Source organism: Pantoea sp. USHLN256, from assembly GCF_037149875.1.
In the GTDB taxonomy this organism is placed as follows: domain Bacteria; phylum Pseudomonadota; class Gammaproteobacteria; order Enterobacterales; family Enterobacteriaceae; genus Pantoea; species Pantoea nemavictus.
The window spans coordinates 430,292-446,626 of sequence record NZ_JBBCQO010000001.1; the positions used below are offsets into that span (position 1 = coordinate 430,292).

Genomic DNA, 16,335 nt, shown 5'->3' on the forward strand with positions numbered 1-16,335 from the left:
CATTGCCCACCCTGTTTCAACGTTAGTGTTTCAGTGAGTAGTATATTTTTTCCGCCAGGGCGGTAGAAATCCCCGGCACTTTGGCGATTTCATCCACGCTGGCATTCATCAATGGTTGCAGGCCGCCCATGTACTTAAGCAACTGCTGGCGGCGTTTTGGTCCTACGCCTTCGATACTTTCCAGCGCACTGGTGTTCTTCACTTTGGCGCGTTTTTTCCGATGACCTGAAATCGCATGATTGTGAGAGTCGTCACGAATATGCTGAATGACATGCAGCGCAGGCGAGTCAGGCGGCAAGGAAACGCCCTCGCCTTCCGCTTCAAAGAACAGCGTTTCCAGCCCGGCTTTACGATCGCTGCCTTTAGCAACACCGAGTAAAATTGGGCGATCTTTATCCCAGGGAACATTTAACTCAGCAAAAACCTGTTTCGCCTGGGCCAACTGACCTTTACCGCCGTCGATGATGATCACGTCGGGGATTTTATCCTCTTCCAGCGCTTTACCGTAACGACGACGCAGCACCTGATTCATCGCAGCATAATCATCGCCAGGCGTGATACCTTCTATGTTGTAGCGACGATAATCGGAACGCAGCGGACCATCTCGATTAAACACCACGCACGACGCAATCGTCTGCTCGCCCATGGTATGGCTAATATCGAAGCACTCCATGCGGTTGATGGTGTCGAGCTCAAGGAACGTCGCCAGCGCCGCCAGACGCTGCTGGATAGTCGAGTGCTGCGAAAGCTTGGTGGTCAGCGCGGTTGCCGCGTTAGTGCGCGCCAGTTTCAGATAGCGCGCACGGTCACCACGCGGCTTACTTTGAATGTTCACCTTGCGTCCCGCCAAAACGCTGAGCGATTCGGCCAGTAACTCACGTTCTGGCAGAGTAAAGTCCAGCAAGATTTCCGCCGGCAAGGTGCGCGCTTCACTCCCCTGCAGATAAAATTGCCCAACAAAAGTTTGCACCACTTCGGTCAGTTCGGTATCGGCTGGCACTTTAGGGAAATAGCTTCGGCTCCCCAGCACTTTGCCCTGACGAATAAACAGCACGTGCAAACAGGCCATTCCGGCATCAAACGCCACACCCATGACATCGAGGTCGTCGCCCTGATTGGAGACAAACTGTCGCTCGGTGACGCGTCGCACGGCCTGGATTTGATCGCGTAAAATTCCCGCCTCTTCAAATCGCAGTTCCTGACTGGCAATTTCCATGCGGTTAACCAGCTGATTGATCACCTGATCATCTTTGCCGGCGAGAAACAGCCGCACGTATTCAGTTTGCTGCGCATACTCTTCTTCGCTCACCAAACCCGCGACGCACGGGCCAAGGCAGCGGCCAATCTGATACTGCAAACATGGGCGCGAACGGTTGCGGTAAACGCTATTCTCGCACTGTCGTATTGGAAACACCTTCTGCAGCAACGCCAGCGTTTCACGCACCGCGTAGCCATTGGGGAACGGCCCAAAGTACTCGCCTTTGGCATGCTTCGCCCCGCGATGCATCGCCAGACGCGGGTGACTATCGCCGCTAAGAAAAATATAGGGATACGATTTGTCATCGCGCAGCAGCACGTTATAGCGCGGCTGGTAGAGCTTGATGTAGTTATGCTCCAGCAGCAGCGCTTCTGTTTCGGTGTGCGTCACAGTGACGTCAATGTTGTGGATGTTGCTTACCAGCACTTCAGTTTTGCGACTGCCCACCTGCGTACGGAAGTAGCTGGTTAGGCGCTTTTTGAGGTCTTTGGCTTTACCAACATAGATCACCGTGCCGGTCGCATCGTACATGCGGTAGACGCCGGGTTGACTGGTCACGGTGCTGAGAAAGGCTTTGGAATTGAAAACGTCACTCACTACTGATTAACGGCTCCGCATTGAATAGACCATGTCGAATGGCTAAATGCGTTAACTCTACATCACCACTGATATTCAGCTTACTGAACATGCGATAACGGTAGCTGTTAACGGTTTTCGGGCTGAGACTAAGTTGTTCGGATATTTCCGTCACTTTCTGCCCGCGCGTGATCATCAGCATAATCTGCAATTCCCTTTCCGACAAACAGCTGAACGGTGATTCGGCTTTTTGCGGCTCGATCTGGCTTAGCGCCATTTGCTGGGCGATATCCGAAGCAATGTAGCGCTGACCTGAGTGTACCGAGCGGATGGCGCTTACCACTTCCTGCGGCGCGGCGCCTTTGCTGAGATAACCGGCGGCTCCCGCCTGCATCACTTTGGCAGGCAGTGGATTTTCAGTATGGATAGTGAGCATGATGATACGGATATCGGGATTAAAACGGACGATTTTACGCGTCGCTTCCAGACCACCGATACCCGGCATGTTCATATCCATCAGCACCACGTCGACGGGATGGTTACGACACCATTTTACCGCGTCTTCACCGCAGGCCACTTCACCGGCAATCACAAGTCCTTTCATATCTTCAAGAATACGGCGAATACCGGCGCGTACCAGTTCATGGTCATCAACAAGAAGCAGGCTGATCAACGGGACGTACTCCGCAGGTTAAGAAAGGGAAATATATTACAGAGCCGTTATCTTACCGGTTTTCAGGTGGAAAAAACATCTATCGCCACAGATAAATCTCAAATGAAATGATACAAATCAATTAGATTGCTTTGATCCTGTTTTTTTAACAAATGGCAATAACATGCGAAAACCCAAATGTGAAATTGTGACTAATATCATTAAGTTATAATTTATAGCTCATTTTCATTCGTTTAGCCGATTTGCCGCATAAATAACGCGTAAACGTCTTTTCTGTTTGCAGATAAATAGCGCAATGAACAATTAAAAAGCAATCTCCGTTAACCGCTTCGGCTTGATTAAAATTCGGCTGACAACCATATGATATACTCTCTTTTTTACGCACAGGAAGAATGTGTCAACACTGAGTAACACCACCAAGGAGTCAATGATGAGTGATGAAGATTTTGCAACTTCACGAGACACGCAGGCGCTGGCAGACGAAGTAGCCTGTCTGAAAATGATGGTGACGCTGATTCTGAAAGGGATGGGTCAAGCCGATGCCGGTAAGGTGATCATCAACATGGAGCGTTATGTGCAAGCTTCGTTAGGCGATAAGCCGCAGGCGGAAGTATTTAACAATACTATTCGTCAGATCAAAACCGCTTACCGTCAATAAGCGCTATGCCCCGCGCGCGATGCGCGGGGTAGTTAGCTGTGTGATTGCCAGTTCACCGATACGCCCAGCGACGGCAATACCTCTTCCGGACTAAAGCGGCGCGTACCACGATACTTCTCCGCCAGCGCCGGCTGATTAACCGGGATGCGAATGGCGAACAGATTATCTTCAGATTGGATCAAGCCTGGCGACAGCGGCTCGTACACCACCTGATGCTGCTCAAACATCTTCTCCAGCATCGGCGTGGCCGAGCTGATCAAATACTCCATGCCGTTCAATTCGGCTAACTGCACCGAGTGCCACAAAATACTCAGCGGCAGCTCCGCATCAACTTCGAGGCGCGCCGAAAAGCGCGACATCTCCCAGACCTTTTCCTGATCAAAAGGCAGAACAAAGCCTTCAGGCACTTCAGGTTCATGCCAGGGTAATAAACGCGCGCAACCGCAAATACCCTGTCGCGCGTTCCAGGCAATCAGCCATGTGACATCCGAGCGATCAAAACGGTCATACTCCTGCCCCGGGGTACTCAATCGTGGTGGAATTGACCACCCTTCGCCACGCGCAAATACGCTGTAACGATACGTTCCCAGTTCTGCCAACAGTGAGGACGGCATATCCTTAAGCTGTGTTTGAATTACTTTCATCATGCGCCTCTGACATCCTCATGTATGCAATGATTTCTTTGAGCCAGCCTGGCAACGTTGCGCGCAGGGTAGACAACTGACACGGCAGAAGGAACTACTAAAATTAGTAGTTGCCTTTTCGCTATATCAGGCCAACCGCTGCGGCGTAACAAGCAATCTGCGTTTTATTGGAAACATTAAAACGCTTTTGCATATTCTTTTGGTGAAAATTCACCGTATGTTCAGATATGGCTAAAATAAGTGAAATTTCCGCAGAGGTTTTCCCTTCTGCCGTCCATTTCAGAATTTCCAACTCACGCTGACTAAAATCATTAGATAAAACCACCATTGAACTATCGTTCAGACGCTCCAGCACGCGCAAACTCAGTTCCGCCAGAAGATGCAGTTTCACCTCTAGCTGGATTCGTAAGTGTTGGGTCTTACTGTGAAGCTTCGATGCAATAGATAATATACCAATGGTACGATTTGGCGCCATTGCTGAGCAGGAAAAGCCACTCATTAATCCTGCCGCGTTGGCTTCCGCCCATAAATTACCCGCACCGGTAAATAAATCGCGCGTCCACTCCACGCCGCGGCCTGGTCGCTGGCAAAGTAATAGCACCGGATCGACTGCATAATAGTTCTCACTTTCGTAGCGTTTTACCCAGCTTTCTGGATAACTACTAAACAAAAAGAGCCGCGGCCGGGTAAAAGGCACCGGATGCTGAACCAGAAAAGCGAAGTAATCAAAACCCAACGCTTCAATCTGCTTTTGCAATAGCGATTTCAATTGCATCACTTCTTTGAGCGCCAGAAATTCATTTTCCATTTCGCCTCGCCAGACGAAATAATTATCGGTCGTCATTATTGCCTTAGCGCTGTTTCACGCTTTTACATCCTGAAATTCATTGTTGCTAACGCAAAAAAATAAATTAGTCAGACAAAAAATATTGATTGAAAAGAGAGCAAATCTACTAGCAGCAAGCATAACTCTCTTAATGTCAATGCGTTAACCTAATGGGAGAGTGTGAGTTCGCGCTATTTTTTTAACAGGTTCACAACGTTAATTCCTCAGCATATTAGAATAGGATTTTTCTGAAGTACTTTCAATCACCCTATTCATCGAAAATGATCATTAGATTGATAAATTTTTAGCATCGACATTAACTAAAATTAGTCATGGTCAGAGCAGATTCTTTTGTCATGAAAGGATTATAGGGGGTGAATTAGTTTCGACTTAATCTTAATCCCACTTATTTATGCGGTTAAGATAATGTAATACGCTGCGGTATGATCTCTCTCAGGCTCTTTTCCGGCTACGCTTAATCGGTGAGAGCAGAATCATGCACGGCGAGTTTGCAAGGGGAGACAGTGGCGCAGCACTCATCAGGCGCATTGTCGCACGTAGGTTGGCGTTTTAGCGGAACTGACTATGTTGAACCAGTTTGCATTACCTTTCCTTGTCTTGGGTGGCTGCACTGCCCTGATGATTTTAAAAGATCTTTTTCGCCATCCACATCCTGTGCGGGTGATGAATATTATTTGGCCTGTAACCGGGTTGTATATGCCATTTATTGGCTGGATCGCCTGGTGGTACCTGGGCCGTAAACCTTCGCGCCAGCAAAAACTTGCGCTGCTGGTTTCGCAAAAAATAGCGGGCAATGCCGGCTGGCAAACCATATTTATTTCCACTTCATTATCCGCTGCGGCCTGTATATTCGGCGATATCATCACAATCCCGATAATCACCTTACTAAAACAATTTGCTATTAATCCGACGCTATGGATGCAGGCAATTATTTGCGTGATCGTTTCATTGTTTATCGGATTACTCTTTCAATTTCTGGCTATTCGCCAACGTGAAAAACTTTCATTCGTCCGCGCATTATTACTCGCGCTGAAAACCGAAATTTTTCCCTTACTCATTTACCAATTAGGGATCTTTATCTTTATGGCGCTGGCCCTAAAATTTGTGCTAAACCAGCAGATTGACCCGCTGCTGGCAGCATTCTGGTTTATGCTGCAATTAGCAATATTGATTGGCTTTGTTTTCTCGTGGCCAGCTAATCATTTCCTGATAAAACGTGGACTTAATCCCGCCGTGTAGTTATCGACAGTAACCCGAGCCGCGCATGCCAAGATGAAAATGAGTGGCGTGCGCCGCGTTGTAGTCGGGCCCCAGCGCGTTGCCAAAAGTGGCGCAACCATTACGCCACAGCGCATGCAGTCCTGCCGCTGCCTCTTCCGGCTGCTGCCAGTTCTTTCCCACCTGTAACCAGCGCCCATTCGCGAGTTGAAACCCAGTGACATCCCAGGCATCGGCGCTGGCATGCTCGCTCAAGCGACCTTCCTGACGATGATAAATATTGCGGCAGGCATAACTGCCAACGTGAGAAATCCGCTTAAGCGAGCTATTAATTCCCGCCTGGCGCAATGCGCTATCGCTATTGATCACGAACATGGTGCTGGTGACTGCCATTGGACAGCTGGCGAGAAAACTGCTGCTGAGCGTGACGTCGCCGTAGCCACTGATGCGCAGCGGCTGCTCAAGCGGGCAACCGCCTTGCATCGGCGGCAACGCACGGAACTGCACCAGCCGCTGTTCACTTGCCTGACGCATTACCGCCATGCAGGCCGCAGGATCGCCACTCAACTTCTTCAGCTTATAACGCGTCATCCAACCCGGCGGGTCGGTCACTTTAAGTGGTGTAAACGGATTCCACTGCGGTGGCAGATGGGTTTTCAACCACGGCAGACTTAACCAGCCGCAAACGGCCAGCAACGCGACGGCTAACAAAGCGCGCACAATGCCTCACTTTTCCTGATGAAATGAACTAACAAGTGTAGAGGTCGCGCGCGGGGAGAGTGACGTAAATGGCTTAATTGCTGAAGATTTACGCAAAATGACTGCGCTTTAAACACTGTAAATAATTACTGACAGAGCAAAGCGCGTAAAAGGTCACAAAGGGGGAAAAACCATTATCGAAACTGCCTGCCTTTCCACTATCTTATGCCCCTTGCCCTATAAAGGGCACCTAACAATGCCCTAAATAATTCGAGCTGCAGGAAGGCGGCAAGTATGTAAATCCTCAGGAGCTTACTTAAGTAAGTGACTGGGGTGAACATGCGCAGCCAACGCATCTGCGGCTTGAAGTATGACGGGCAAATCAGCCATTAGAGCTGACACAACATCCCCGACAGGAAAGAAAAATTTATGGTTGATCAATCTAAAGAGGCGCTCAACGAGGCCGAACAGCCGGATAAACTCCAGCGTAATCTGCATAATCGTCACATCCAGCTCATTGCCATTGGTGGCGCCATCGGCACCGGACTGTTTATGGGTTCGGGAAAAACCATTAGCCTTGCCGGCCCATCGATCATCTTCGTGTATATGATCATTGGCTTTATGCTGTTCTTCGTGATGCGCGCCATGGGCGAGCTGCTGCTGTCGAATCTCGAATACAAATCCTTTAGCGATTTTGCTGCCGATCTCCTTGGCCCGTGGGCGGGATATTTTACCGGCTGGACCTATTGGTTCTGTTGGGTGGTGACCGGTATTGCCGACGTGGTTGCCATTAGCGCCTATTTCCAACTGTGGTTCCCGGACTTCTCCATCTGGATGAGCGCCCTGCTGTGCGTCTTCGTCTTCCTGGCGCTGAATATTGCCACGGTGAAGTTGTTCGGCGAGATGGAATTCTGGTTTGCGATTATCAAAATCGTCGCCATTGTCGCCCTAATCATCACCGGTATTGTGCTGGTGAGCATGCATTATCCGTCTCCGAACGGCGGCAGCGCAGCATTGAGTAATATCTGGGATCATGGTGGCATGTTCCCGAAAGGGTTGAGTGGCTTCTTTGCCGGCTTCCAGATTGCCGTGTTCGCCTTTGTCGGCATTGAACTGGTCGGCACCGCCGCGGCAGAAACTAAAGATCCGCACAAAGTTTTACCGCGTGCGATTAATGCCATTCCGCTGCGTATCATTATGTTTTACGTGCTGGCGCTGATGGTGATCATGGCGGTGACGCCGTGGAATCAGGTGCTGCCGAATCGCAGCCCGTTCGTAGAAATGTTTGTGCTGATTGGCCTGCCTGCAGCCGCCAGCATTGTTAACTTTGTGGTGCTGACGTCGGCGGCCTCGTCTGCCAATAGCGGTATCTTCTCTACCAGCCGCATGCTGTATGGCCTTGCAGAACAGGGCGTGGCGCATAAATCCTTTGGTCGCCTCTCGGCGCGTGCGGTGCCGACGACCGGACTGTTCTTCTCCTGCCTGTGCCTGCTGGCTGGCGTGGCGCTGATTTACCTGATTCCGGATGTGATGACCGTATTTACCATGGTCACCACCGTATCGGCGATTCTGTTTATGTTCGTCTGGACGATCATCCTGTGCAGCTATCTGGCTTACCGTAAGCAGCATCCACAGCGTCATGCGGAATCGAAATTCAAGATGCCGCTGGGCAAGTTTATGTGCTGGGTGTGCATGGCGTTTTTCGCCTTTGTGCTGGTACTGCTGACGCTACAGGAAGATACCCGCCAGGCGCTGATGATCACACCATTATGGTTTGTGATTCTGACGATGGGATGGTTGTTGCGTCGTCGTAAGGCCTGATTTGCACAGCCAAAGGCCAGGTGATTTCACCGGGCCTTTCTCGTTATAACCTCTCCAGCAATTTTCGCCACGCTTCACCTAACGCGGGACGCAGCGAAGGTTCACGTTGTGGCGCCACCTCAGGCGACTGCGGCGATCCCAGATTAAAGGTGAAGGTGTAATTCGGCTCTTCGCCCATGCGCAAATCGCTAATCAACGTATCATCGCCCTGCTGCTGCATCGCGTAGAAACCATGGCTAAACCACGCCACGCGTTCGGCATGCCATTGGCCTTTAAACGGGGCAAACAACTCAGGTTTGCGATCGTGCCAGCTAATCTGCAGCGGACGCTGCGACGACAGCAGCGACCAATAGGCTTCGCCATAGCGATCTGGCGTGATAATCACCGTGCGCCATACCAGCGTATTGAACGCGGTCGGCGTCACCAACAGCTGTTCAGGTTGCACCGATTGCTGCGTCAACTGTTGCTCAATATGCTGCGTCGCCATGCTTTGAATCACCATGCTCCAGGCGAGATACAGCGTACTCACCAATAGCCCCGCCTGATTCCAGCGTAAGCCTCGGGCATCGCGCCGCCATAAGGCGACCAGCAGTGCAATCAGCAGGGGCAAGGTATACAGCGGATCGATGATGTACATGCTGCCAATGGCATAAGGGAAATCGGTGAGCGGCAGACCCAGCTGCGTGCCATACACCGTGGTGAGGTCCAGCAGCGGATGCGTCACCAGCGCCAGCCAGATTGCCAGCGTCCAGCCGCGCCAGTGAGTTCGACTGCGCATCGCGCCCGCCACCAGCCAGCCGAGCAGCGGCGCAATCAAGGTGAGAAATATCAGCGCATGACTTTCGGTGCGATGCAGCGTCATATTGCGGATGGCATCGCCGTGATCGATGAACACATCGAGGTCCGGCAAGGTGCCGGCGACCGCGCCCACCAGCGCCGCCTGCCACACCGGCACGCGTTTGCCCATCACGGCGACGGTTACCGCCGCGCCTAACGTCAGTTGCGATAATGAATCCATGCACTCTCCTTGAAAAAGCGGGATCAGCGCACGCGGATCCCTTCAATAATCATGCGCTGCACGTTTTCCAGCGTCTGTTCAAAGAACGCCGCATCGTTCAACGTTTGGCCGGTAATCGCTTCAACCTGCGAGGCGAAATCCGCATAGTGCTGGGTGGTGGCCCACAGCAGGAAAAACAGGTGCTGTGGCTGCACGCCCGCCAGTCGACCTTCGGCGATCCACTGTTCGATAATCGCCGCCTTTTCATCCACCAGCGCCTTTAAATCACCGGCCAGTTCGCCTTTTAACAGCGGCGCGCCCTGCAACATCTCGAGGCAGAATAAGCGCGAGGCTTGCGGATGGTCGCGCGAGACCTCCAGTTTCAGACGAATGTATTGGCGAATGGCCGTCAGCGGATCGTGATCGTGCTGCAGCGCACGCAGCGGCGCCAGCCACACATCAAGAATCTCTTTCAGAACCGCCACATACAGCACTTCTTTTGACGGAAAGTAATAGAGCAGATTGGTTTTGGAGACATCGGCACGTTCGGCCACTTTATCCAGGCTGGTGCCGTGAATGCCGTATTGCGAGAAGAAGGCTAAAGCCGCTTCAAGAATAGCTGCCCGCTTAGCGGCGACCGCACGCGAACGGCGTCCCGGTTTTTTTTCATCGCTTTTCACACTGTTACCTCATCCGTCCTGCTTAACCGCATCATAACAAAGGCCTCCTTTCCTGCCTAATTCGCCGCCTGCACCTTTTTTGACCACGCCGCGCATGAAAAACGTGCAGCCGTTTTGACCAAACGGTCTGATTTGGACCAATTACTCCAGTTTACACGCCACGTAAATTTTAACGCATTGTTATATAAGCCCTTTTAAAATGTGGCACAGGCTTTGCAGATTTGTGATGGAGCGCCGCCCGCAGGATGCGTGCAGGAAGCAGCGCAGCGCGTGAAGCAATCCCCGTCTAATGCAGAGAGGTTTCACATGAAAATTGGCGTCTTTATCCCGATTGGTAATAACGGCTGGCTGATCTCCACCCATGCGCCGCAGTACAAGCCCACCTTTGAACTGAACAAAGAGATCGTGCTGAAAGCGGAGCATTATCATTTCGACTTTGCGCTTTCGATGATCAAGCTGCGCGGCTTCGGCGGTAAAACCGAGTTTTGGGATCACAACCTCGAATCCTTCACCTTGATGGCGGGCCTCGCGGCAGTGACCTCACGCATTGAGATCTACGCTACCGCCGCCACGCTGACCTTACCGCCCGCGATTGTCGCGCGCATGGCATCCACCATTGATTCCATCTCCAATGGCCGCTTTGGCGTCAATTTGGTTACCGGCTGGCAGAAACCCGAGTATGAACAAATGGGCTTGTGGCCAGGCGATGCCTACTTCTCCAGCCGCTACCAATATCTGACCGAATACGTCACCGTGCTGCGCGATTTATGGGGCACCGGCCAGAGCGATTTCAAAGGTGAATTCTTCACCATGAACGATTGCCGCGTCAGCCCGCAGCCACAAAAACCGATGAAGGTGATTTGCGCCGGTCAGAGCGATGCCGGCATGGCGTTCTCGGCGCAGCACGCCGATTACAACTTCTGCTTCGGCAAAGGCGTCAACACGCCAACCGCCTTCGCCCCGACCGCCGCGCGCATGAAACAGGCCGCCGATAAAGCCGGTCGCGATGTTGGTTCCTATGTGCTGTTTATGATTATCGCCGCCGAAAGCGACGAAGCCGCACGCGCCAAATGGGAGCACTACAAAGCCGGTGCCGATGAAGAGGCGCTCGCCTGGCTCACCACGCAAAGTCAGCAGGACACCAAGTCCGGCAGCGACACCAACGTGCGCCAGATGGCCGATCCGACCTCAGCGGTCAACATCAATATGGGCACGCTGGTTGGCTCTTACGCCAATGTGGCACGAATGTTGGATGAAGTTGCATTAGTCGACGGCACCCAAGGCGTCTTGCTGACCTTTGATGACTTCCTGCAAGGCATTGAAGATTTCGGTGAGCGTATTCAGCCATTAATGCAGTGCCGTCACGATTTAATTGCATCACAGCAGGAGGTTGCCTGATGAGTACCGTTGTTTGTGCCCATAGCGAAAGTTTACCTAACATCACCTTGCCCGCGCGTCCGGAAGCTATCGCGCTGCCCGCCGCGCAAAGTGCGCTGATTGTGGTGGATATGCAGAATGCTTACGCCACCGAAGGCGGATATCTCGACCTGGCGGGCTTTGATGTCTCTGCCACTAAACCGGTAATTGCCAAAATTCATCAGGCGGTGACCGCTGCGCGAGCAGCAGGTATGCAGATTATCTGGTTCCAGAATGGCTGGGACGATCAATACGTTGAAGCCGGGGATGCCGGTTCACCCAATTTCCACAAATCCAATGCACTGAAAACTATGCGCAAGCGCCCGGAGCTGCAGGGCACGCTGCTGTCGAAAGGCGGCTGGGATTATGCGCTGGTGGATGAACTGGTGCCGCAGGCTGGCGATATTGTGCTGCCGAAACCGCGTTACAGCGGCTTTTTCAATACCCCGCTCGACAGCATGCTGCGCAGCCGAGGTATTCGCCATCTGGTGTTTACCGGTATTGCTACCAACGTCTGCGTGGAATCAACGCTGCGTGACGGCTTCTTCCTCGAGTATTTCGGCGTGGTTTTGGAAGACGCCACTTATCAGGCAGGACCTGCGTTTGCCCAGCAGGCGGCCATTTTTAATATCGAGACGTTCTTTGGCTGGGTCAGCAATACCGACACGTTCTGTGAAGCGCTAAAAAGCTAACGTACCGCTTCGCCTGCAAACCGATAAGAAGAGGATTTCGCCATGCCTAAAAGTGTGATTATTCCGCCCGGCACTGGAACACCCATCGCTCCATTCGTGCCCGGCACCTTAGCCGATGGCGTAGTGTACGTCTCCGGCACCTTGCCCTTCGATGCTAACAACAATGTAGTGCATGTCGGTGATGCGGCAGCGCAAACACGCCACGTGCTGGACACCATCAAAAAGGTGATTGAAACCGCAGGCGGCACCATGGATGACGTCACGTTCAACTCGATCTTTCTCACCGACTGGAGCAACTACGCGGCGATTAACCAGATTTATGCCGAATATTTCCCCGGCGATAAACCGGCGCGCTTCTGCATTCAGTGTGGGCTGGTGAAACCGGATGCGCTGATTGAAATCGCCACCGTTGCCCATATCGGCAAGCAGGAGGCGTGATGCATCTGGAGATTCAGGGGTTAACCGCCGCAGATGCGCCGACGCTGGTGCTGGCTTCTGGCTTAGGCGGCGTTGCCGGTTTCTGGCAGCCGCAGCTGGCGGCGCTGACGCCACACTTTCGCGTGGTGACTTACGATCAGCGCGGTACCGGTCGCAGTGCCGACACGCTGCCGGAAGGCTACAGCATGGCGATGATGGCGGCGGAACTGGCCGCTGCGCTGGAACAACGGGGCATTGAACATTACGACGTTATCGGCCATGCGCTGGGCGGTTTGATTGGCCTGCAGTTGGCGCTGGATTTCCCCGCACGCGTTGGCCGCGTGGTCGTGATCAACGGCTGGCTGTCGCTGGATGCGCATACGCAACGCTGCTTCCAGGTGCGTCAGGATCTGCTGATGAACGTTGGCGTTGAAGCCTTTGTACGCGCTCAGCCGCTGTTCCTCTATCCTGCCGAATGGCTGGCGCGTAATCAGGCGCGCATTACGGCGGAAGATGCGCACCATGTGGCCCATTTTCAGGGTATGGAAAATCTGCTGCGTCGTCTGCACGCGCTGAAAAGCGCCGACTTCCGTGCGCAGATAGCGCGTATCACGCAGCCGGTATTAGCGATTTGCAGTCAGGACGACCTGCTGGTGCCGTGGAGCTGCTCGCCGCAGCTGGCGCAGGCATTGCCTAACGGCAGCCTGATTGAGATGGCCTGGGGTGGACACGCCATGAGCGTGACGGATGCCGACAACTTTAACGCGCTGCTGTTGCGCTGGCTGGCCGATACGGCTGCGCCTGCCCAACGTGCGGCCAGCTAATCACAGGAGCCGCTGATGAGCGTGCACGAACTGCCTGTTTTACCCCTTGTGGAGCGCGATGCGTTTCGTAACGCCATGGCGTGCCTAGGCGCAGCGGTGAATATCATCACCACCGATGGCCCCGCCGGACGCGCCGGTTTTACCGCTTCAGCGGTGTGCAGCGTGACGGATACGCCGCCGACGTTGCTGGTCTGCCTTAACCGCTCAGCGTCGGTATGGCCGATTTTTCGCGATAACGGCTATCTGTGCGTCAACACGCTGGCCGCCGGGCATGAAGAACTTTCGACGCTGTTTGGTGGCAAAACGCCGATGGATCAACGCTTCGCCGCCGCCGGTTGGCAGACGCTTGCCAGCGGTGCCCCCCTGTTAGACGGCGCGCTGGTGTCGTTTGATTGCAAAGTGTCGCAGGTGGTCAGCGTCGGGACACACGACATCCTGTTTTGCGAAGTGCTGGCGCTGGTGCGCAATGATGAAACGCACGGCCTGGCATGGTTTGACCGTGGATATCATCACCTTTTACGGCAGGACGCCCGCTAACGCCGCGCTGTGCGGCCCGCTTTCACTGACACCCTGGAGATGACGATGGCGAGTTCCTGGTTCCCCCGCTGGCAGAAAAAGTCAGCCTTGACCGATGATGGGCTGATTGCGCCGGATGAAACGCTGCCGTTTGCGCAGACGGTCGTCCTTGGCCTGCAGCATGCTGTGGCAATGTTTGGCGCAACGGTATTGATGCCGTTGCTGATGGGACTGGACCCCAATCTGGCGATTCTGGTTTCCGGCATCGGTACGCTGCTGTTTTTTGTCGTCACCGGCGGACGCGTGCCCAGCTATCTCGGCTCCAGCGCGGCGTTTGTGGGTGTGATAATTGCGGTAACCGGTTTTAACGGCCAGGGACTTAATCCTAATCTGGCGCTGGCGCTCGGCGGCGTGATCGCTTGCGGTGCGCTCTATACGCTGATTGGTCTGGTGGTGATGAAAGTCGGCACCGGCTGGATCGAGCGCCTGATGCCGCCAGTGGTGACGGGTGCGGTGGTGATGGCGATTGGTCTGAACCTGGCCCCGATAGCCGTGCACGGCGTCTCCGGCTCGATGTTCGACAGTTGGATGGCGGTGATGACGGTGTTGTGCATCGGCCTGGTGGCGGTGTTTACCCGTGGGATGATTCAGCGCCTGCTGATCCTGGTCGGGCTGATAGTGGCATGGGCAATCTACGCCTTGCTGACCAACGTGATGGGCTTTGGCAAGCCGGTGGATTTCAGCGGTCTTGCCAATGCGCCGTGGTTTGGTCTGCCGCACACCACCGCGCCGATCTTTGATATGCAGGCCATCGTGATGATTGCACCGGTGGCGATCATTCTGGTGGCGGAAAACCTCGGTCACATTAAAGCGGTGGCGGGTATGACCGGACGCAACCTCGATCCGTGGATGGGCCGCGCATTCGTCGGCGATGGATTAGCAACCATGCTATCCGGCTCGATGGGCGGCAGCGGCGTAACCACCTATGCGGAAAATATCGGCGTGATGGCGGTGACAAAAGTCTATTCGACCTTAGCATTCGTCGCGGCGGCAGTCATTGCACTGGTGCTCGGCTTCTCACCAAAATTTGGCGCGCTGATCCACACCATTCCCGGCCCGGTGATTGGCGGTGCATCAATTGTGGTGTTTGGTTTGATTGCGGTGGCAGGGGCACGTATTTGGGTGCAGAACCATGTGGACTTCAATCAGAACGGTAATCTGATCATGGTGGCGACCACGCTGGTGCTCGGTGCCGGTGATTTTGCGCTGAAGATTGGTAGCTTCACAATTGGCGGTATTGGCACCGCGACCTTTGGTGCCATCATCCTCAACGCCATTCTGCAACGACGCGGTGCCGCACGGGTGAACCAGGCGGCACGGCAACATCCTTAAGGTTCGAGCGGTGCCTCATCGGGCACCGCTTTCTTACGGCGAATACGCAGCTCGCTAACGATGACCCCGCACACAATCAGTGCCGCGCCCAACAGCGCAGCGGCAGGCAAACGTTCCCCCGCGATACGCCCTACTACACCCGCCCAAACCGGTTCACCGGCATAGATTACCGTGGCACGCGTTGGCGATACGCTACGTTGCGCCCAGTTCATCGTCACCTGGATTAATGCACTGGCCGCACCTAAACCCAGCGCGCTGAGCAGCAGTGGCGTGGACATGGCAGGAACCGATTCGCCATTCGGGATCATCAAGACAAAGGCACAGGCGGATGCGACCATCAGCTGAATCAGCGTCACACGGCGCACATCGACTTGCCCGGCATAGCGGCTAATCAGGATGATCTCCGCCGCAATCGCCAGCGTACTGAGTAAGGTGGCGATTTCGCCGGCATTCAGCGTCAAACTGCCATCCTGTGGACCCGCCACCAGCACTAAGCCGGTAAATGCCAGCAGAATACCCAGCCACGCCATTAATCCCGGCGGACGCCGCAGAAACACCCATTGCAATAACGGCACCACCGGCACATACAGCGCGGTGAGAAACGCTGACTGACTGCTGGAAATGGTCTGCATGCCCCAGGTCTGCAAGCCGTAGCCGCCAGCGATCGACAAACCAATCAGCGCGCCAGCTTTGATTTCCAGCCAGGTTACCTGTTTAAGGTAACGACGGAAGAAAAATGCCAGCAGTAGTGAAGCCGTGGCAAAACGCAGCCCAACGAAGAAAAACGGGCCGGAATGAGCCATCGCCCGATGCACCACCAAAAAAGTGCCACCCCAGACCATGGTAATGAAAATGAGTACCAGCTCCTGACGCGAAATTCGCAGGCTGAGACGGGAAGATGAAGCGGACATAACGCACCAAAATAGTCAATTGGCGGTCAGTTTGCGCAGAGATATGGGAAATTGCAATGCTTGTTACCGCCGGGCGAACCCGGCGGCCGGGGATGA

Annotated in this window: 17 protein-coding genes; 9 read left to right on the forward strand and 8 right to left on the reverse strand. The window is 53.8% G+C overall.

The window, feature by feature from the left end; genetic code table 11:
* Positions 1-22: 22 nt before the first annotated feature.
* Together uvrC and uvrY are read right to left on the reverse strand one after the other, a co-directional pair.
* Positions 23-1,855: an excinuclease ABC subunit UvrC gene (uvrC, locus tag WFL93_RS02120; protein WP_336777160.1), complete on the reverse strand. Its 1,833-nt coding sequence runs from the start codon at positions 1,853-1,855 to the stop codon at positions 23-25.
* Positions 1,848-2,507 (reverse strand): UvrY/SirA/GacA family response regulator transcription factor, encoded by a 660-nt coding sequence (uvrY, locus tag WFL93_RS02125; protein ID WP_007887302.1) that lies wholly within the window; start codon positions 2,505-2,507, stop codon positions 1,848-1,850. Before uvrY ends, uvrC begins: the two co-directional genes overlap by 8 nt.
* Before the next feature lie 430 nt (positions 2,508-2,937).
* Here uvrY and WFL93_RS02130 point away from each other — a divergent pair, with 430 nt between their 5' ends.
* A complete protein-coding gene (locus tag WFL93_RS02130) occupies positions 2,938-3,165 on the forward strand; it encodes a DUF2594 family protein (protein ID WP_007887303.1) in 228 nt (75 codons plus the stop codon).
* 32 nt (positions 3,166-3,197) lie between these two features.
* On the opposite strand, the gene WFL93_RS02135 is transcribed toward WFL93_RS02130, so the two are convergent.
* The gene (locus tag WFL93_RS02135) at positions 3,198-3,809 is read right to left on the reverse strand and encodes an acyl-homoserine-lactone synthase (RefSeq protein ID WP_007887305.1); all 612 of its coding nucleotides are present in this window, start codon (positions 3,807-3,809) and stop codon (positions 3,198-3,200) included.
* A gap of 121 nt (positions 3,810-3,930) precedes the next feature.
* Positions 3,931-4,653 (reverse strand): transcriptional regulator SdiA, encoded by a 723-nt coding sequence (gene sdiA / locus WFL93_RS02140; protein WP_007887307.1) that lies wholly within the window; start codon positions 4,651-4,653, stop codon positions 3,931-3,933.
* Positions 4,654-5,220: 567 nt separating this feature from the next.
* Between sdiA and WFL93_RS02145 the strand changes: the two genes are divergently transcribed.
* Positions 5,221-5,895, forward strand: a complete 675-nt coding sequence (locus tag WFL93_RS02145) for a DUF4396 domain-containing protein (protein ID WP_007887312.1) — start codon at positions 5,221-5,223, stop codon at positions 5,893-5,895.
* Here WFL93_RS02145 and WFL93_RS02150 read toward each other — a convergent pair whose 3' ends face one another.
* The gene (locus WFL93_RS02150; RefSeq protein ID WP_007887314.1) at positions 5,896-6,594 is read right to left on the reverse strand and encodes an extensin-like domain-containing protein; all 699 of its coding nucleotides are present in this window, start codon (positions 6,592-6,594) and stop codon (positions 5,896-5,898) included. It abuts the gene before it with no gap.
* A 408-nt stretch (positions 6,595-7,002) separates the two neighbouring features.
* Here WFL93_RS02150 and cycA point away from each other — a divergent pair, with 408 nt between their 5' ends.
* Entirely contained in the window at positions 7,003-8,394 is a 1,392-nt protein-coding gene (gene cycA / locus WFL93_RS02155; protein WP_007887316.1) for a D-serine/D-alanine/glycine transporter, read from the forward strand.
* A gap of 43 nt (positions 8,395-8,437) precedes the next feature.
* On the opposite strand, the gene WFL93_RS02160 is transcribed toward cycA, so the two are convergent.
* Together WFL93_RS02160 and rutR are read right to left on the reverse strand one after the other, a co-directional pair.
* Positions 8,438-9,412: a metal-dependent hydrolase gene (locus WFL93_RS02160; protein ID WP_336777161.1), complete on the reverse strand. Its 975-nt coding sequence runs from the start codon at positions 9,410-9,412 to the stop codon at positions 8,438-8,440.
* A gap of 23 nt (positions 9,413-9,435) precedes the next feature.
* Complete coding sequence (gene rutR, locus WFL93_RS02165; protein WP_180823387.1) at positions 9,436-10,071, reverse strand: HTH-type transcriptional regulator RutR; 636 nt, start codon at positions 10,069-10,071, stop codon at positions 9,436-9,438.
* 306 nt (positions 10,072-10,377) lie between these two features.
* Between rutR and rutA the strand changes: the two genes are divergently transcribed.
* Genes rutA through rutG form a run of 6 tightly spaced genes read left to right on the forward strand, consistent with a single transcriptional unit; the run spans position 10,378 to position 15,328 of the window.
* Positions 10,378-11,469 (forward strand): pyrimidine utilization protein A, encoded by a 1,092-nt coding sequence (gene rutA, locus WFL93_RS02170; protein ID WP_049851054.1) that lies wholly within the window; start codon positions 10,378-10,380, stop codon positions 11,467-11,469.
* Positions 11,469-12,179 carry a pyrimidine utilization protein B gene (rutB, locus tag WFL93_RS02175; protein WP_007887320.1) on the forward strand — a complete coding sequence of 237 codons (711 nt, stop codon included), beginning with the start codon at positions 11,469-11,471 and terminating at the stop codon, positions 12,177-12,179. The genes rutA and rutB overlap by 1 nt, the downstream gene beginning before the upstream one ends.
* A gap of 42 nt (positions 12,180-12,221) precedes the next feature.
* The gene (gene rutC / locus WFL93_RS02180) at positions 12,222-12,617 is read left to right on the forward strand and encodes a pyrimidine utilization protein C (protein ID WP_007887321.1); all 396 of its coding nucleotides are present in this window, start codon (positions 12,222-12,224) and stop codon (positions 12,615-12,617) included.
* Positions 12,617-13,420, forward strand: coding sequence for a pyrimidine utilization protein D (gene rutD / locus WFL93_RS02185; protein WP_336777162.1), 804 nt, complete (start codon positions 12,617-12,619; stop codon positions 13,418-13,420). Before rutC ends, rutD begins: the two co-directional genes overlap by 1 nt.
* A 15-nt stretch (positions 13,421-13,435) precedes the next feature.
* The gene (gene rutF, locus WFL93_RS02190; RefSeq protein ID WP_007887323.1) at positions 13,436-13,957 is read left to right on the forward strand and encodes an NADH-dependent FMN reductase RutF; all 522 of its coding nucleotides are present in this window, start codon (positions 13,436-13,438) and stop codon (positions 13,955-13,957) included.
* A 45-nt stretch (positions 13,958-14,002) separates the two neighbouring features.
* Positions 14,003-15,328 carry a pyrimidine utilization transport protein G gene (gene rutG, locus WFL93_RS02195; RefSeq protein WP_049851052.1) on the forward strand — a complete coding sequence of 442 codons (1,326 nt, stop codon included), beginning with the start codon at positions 14,003-14,005 and terminating at the stop codon, positions 15,326-15,328.
* On the opposite strand, the gene WFL93_RS02200 is transcribed toward rutG, so the two are convergent.
* Positions 15,325-16,239 carry a DMT family transporter gene (locus WFL93_RS02200; protein ID WP_049851051.1) on the reverse strand — a complete coding sequence of 305 codons (915 nt, stop codon included), beginning with the start codon at positions 16,237-16,239 and terminating at the stop codon, positions 15,325-15,327. The two genes, rutG and WFL93_RS02200, sit on opposite strands and share 4 nt — an antisense overlap.
* Between the last annotated feature and the right edge of the window lie 96 nt (positions 16,240-16,335).